This is a genomic window from Longimicrobium sp. (assembly GCF_036387355.1).
GTDB lineage: Bacteria > Gemmatimonadota > Gemmatimonadetes > Longimicrobiales > Longimicrobiaceae > Longimicrobium.
Genome location: NZ_DASVTX010000255.1, coordinates 1 through 2,235 on the forward strand (window position 1 = coordinate 1; position 2,235 = coordinate 2,235).

A 2,235-nucleotide genomic window follows, 5' to 3' on the forward strand; every position below is an offset into this window, starting at 1 on the left:
AACGGTCAGGGCGAGCGCGGCGAGCAGCGCGCAGCGGCGAAGGGGCGTGCGATGGGGCTGTGGCATCCTGAGCTTTCGCGGTTGTGCGCCCGCCCGCCGCGAACGGCGCGCATGGCACGGTACACGCATCGGCGCGAAGCCGGGGCCCGCGCAGTTTTTACGGGTACCCAAGCCGCGAAATGCGGGCCATGCCGCCACCGGGAGCCATGCACGTGAGATCGTCGGGAGATCAGGGGTGACCGAAACGTACCGCCCGGCGCGCCCGGAAGAGATTGACGACGTCGCCCGGCTGGAAGCGCACAGCTTTCCCGCTCCCAACCGCGGCCACGAGTGGTGGGAGGACTTTCTGGTGAACGGCCCGCACGGCGGGCTGGAATCGCTGTGGGTCACGGAGGATGGCGGCCGCCTGATCGGCGCCTGCCAGCTGCTCTGGATGCGGCAGTGGATCAGCGGCGTCGCGATGCCGGTCATGGGGCTGGGCTCCGTGGCCATCGCCCCCACGCACCGCAAGCGGGGGCTGGCCACGCGCATGCTCATCGCCGGCTTTGAGCACGCCCGCGAGCGCGGCGACGTGGCCAGCATCCTGTACCCGTTCCGCGCCTCGTTCTACGAAAGCCTGGGGTACGGGCTGGCCGGCGAGGCGCACCAGTACCAGGTGCCCCCCGCGCTGCTGCCGGACGACAAGCAGGAGCGCATGCGGGTGCGCATGGTGGACAGCGAGGCCGACGACGCCGCCATGCGCGCCGTGTACCGCGAGGCGGCGCAGCGGCTGCAGACCGGGCAGCTGGACCGCACGGAGCGCAACTGGCGCAAGAGCTGGAAGCGCGACGACTTGGCCGCCGTGCTGTACTGGGGCGAGAGCGGCGAGGCGGAGGGGTACGCCATTGTGCGCTACCGCGCCGACCTCCCCATCGACCGGCGCTTCATCGAGGTGGAGGAGCGCGCCTGGCTCACCCTGCGCGCCCAGCGCGGCATCTACGCCTGGCTGTCGTCGCTGGGCGACCAGTGGCGCGAGGTGGTGTACCGCGCGCATCCGGAAGAAGGATTCGGCGACCGGCTGAGCGAGCCGCGGCTGCCGCTGCTCTCGGCGCCCAGCTGGGGGCTCTGGTTCCCCTCCGCCACCCTGCTGCGCGGCCCCATGCTGCGCGTGCTGGACGTGCCCGACGCGCTGCGGCTGCGGCGGCTGGCGGGCACGCAGGAGCTCACGCTGGCGCTGCAGGTGGAAGACGAGCAGATCGCGGAAAACCGCGGCCCCTGGCGTGTGCACATCCAGGGGGGGCACATGGAGGTGGAGCCGTATACCGGCGGCCACGTGGACGGAACGCTGTGCCTGCCCATCGACACGCTGTCGCGCATTTTCGTGGGCGCGCTGGCGCCGTGGCAGGCCATGGCCGGCGGGCTGGCGACCATCGACCGGCCGGCGCTCATCCCGCGGCTGGACCAGGCGTTCAGCGTGCCCAAGCCGTGGATGTTCGACCGGTTCTGAACGCGGGGCGGGGGAGGGCGGCGCGCCGTCGTCATCCCCGCGACTGAAAGAGTGCAATCGTGCGGGTGGAGGGGTGACGCTACAACCGGGGAGGTGCAATGCGGGGAATGGGATGGATGCGGCGCGGCGGGCTCGCGGGCACGCTCCTGCTGCTGGCGGCGATGGCCGCGTGCGGCGGGGGCGGCGGCGACAAGGGGGGCGGAGGATCGGCGGGGGGCGCGGCGCCTCCGGGCGGCTACAAGACCTTTGCGGGCGGGCCTCCGGGGGGCACGCTGATCGTGCTTTCGGAGGGCGAGCCGGATGACCTGAACCCGCTCACCTACGACAGCAACCCGGCGTTCCAGGTGGTGCGGCTCATGTTCCGCGCCCTGGCGCGGCGCGACAGCACCCTGGTGAGCTACACGCCGGACCTGCTGGAAAAGTGGGAGCAGCCCGACAGCGCTACGGTGATCCTGCACGTGCGCCCCAACCTCAAGTGGCACGACGGCAAGCCGGTGACCGCCGAAGACGTGGTGTTCACCATCCAGCGGCAGAAGGACCCCGTCACGGCCTCGCCGCGGCTGCAGGACGTGGCCGGGGTGGAATCCGCGCGGGTGGTGGACCCCATGACGGTGGAGGTCAAGCTGAACCGCACCGGCCCCAGCACGCTGAACGCGCTGTTGGAGGTGGTTCCCGTGCCCAAGCACATCCTGGGCGGGGTGTCGGCGGACCAGCTTCGCTTCAACGCCTTCAGCCAGCGGCCGGTGGGC

2 protein-coding genes are annotated in these 2,235 nt (G+C 71.8%); both read left to right on the plus strand.

Annotated elements, in window-relative coordinates:
- The first annotated feature begins 235 nt into the window (after positions 1-235).
- Positions 236-1,486 carry a GNAT family N-acetyltransferase gene (locus VF665_RS11115; RefSeq protein ID WP_331053500.1) on the plus strand — a complete coding sequence of 417 codons (1,251 nt, stop codon included), beginning with the start codon at positions 236-238 and terminating at the stop codon, positions 1,484-1,486.
- A gap of 98 nt (positions 1,487-1,584) precedes the next feature.
- On the plus strand, positions 1,585-2,235 hold a 651-nt coding region (locus tag VF665_RS11120; protein ID WP_331053501.1), incomplete at its 3' end, for an ABC transporter substrate-binding protein.